The organism is Acinetobacter sp. UBA6526 (assembly GCF_002434875.1).
In the GTDB taxonomy this organism is placed as follows: domain Bacteria; phylum Pseudomonadota; class Gammaproteobacteria; order Pseudomonadales; family Moraxellaceae; genus Acinetobacter; species Acinetobacter venetianus.
In genome coordinates this window covers 12,291-13,100 of record NZ_DJLC01000207.1, presented here as the reverse complement: position 1 = coordinate 13,100, position 810 = coordinate 12,291, and the positions used below count along the sequence as shown (strand labels likewise).

The 810-nt window shown below is 38.0% G+C and carries 1 protein-coding gene; it reads right to left on the bottom strand.

The window, feature by feature from the left end; translation table 11 throughout:
- Positions 1-150 precede the first annotated feature (150 nt).
- Positions 151-810: PepSY domain-containing protein (locus B4237_RS14205; RefSeq protein WP_286943647.1), on the bottom strand; the 660-nt coding region annotated here is incomplete at its 5' end.

Sequence of the window (810 nt, the reverse complement as noted above, 5' to 3'; positions counted from 1 at the left end):
ATGAAATCATCAGGAATAAAACTGTTAGCCAAGGCAAAACTCTTTTAAGATTTTGATTTAACCCATCGTATTTCAGATGCTTCTGACCAAACTGACTCAACATACAGCCCTGCATCACGGCAGCTAAGGACCAAAACAATGCTGCAAAACTCATTTTATCTCTCCAGATACTTTAAACTTTTTGAGATAGAACAGGATTGCTGCGATATAAGCCAAAGCAAGCAATAGAAAAGCAAGATCAACACCTGCCAACCACCACTGACCATGAACTATGCTATTTAATAAAGATGCTTCAGGCACTGTAATAAAACTACTGATTGGAATCATGAGCAAGACCAATGCCGTAATGATCAACAAAGATAAAATCGCTTTGCGAACACTTAAAGTTAAGCTGAATAACAGGCTCAAAATCCAAATCATAAAAAAAGTAGCCACTTCATAGCTGCTTCTGCTTTCAAACGTTGCAGGCAATATTCGCCCAGCGAATAAATAGGCTGCGGAGGCCAAAGGAAGCCCTAAAAAGGTAAAGAAATTCAGTTGTTGTACTAATTTATAACTAAAATGATTTTGGGCTTTGATTCGCTTCTTTTGCCATAGCAATGCTCCTGCTATCAACATTACACAGCCAATAATACCCATGCACGACAAAATAAAACGCATCCACATCGATGCAAAATAACCAAGATGAATGCCATACGTCGATGAAGCCAACTGAGCCACAGCACTTAAGTTTCTTGGCTGCTCAAGTAACTCAGCCGTATTTGCCGCAAAAATATATTGAGGTGTATTTAAGGTAATAATATTTTTATA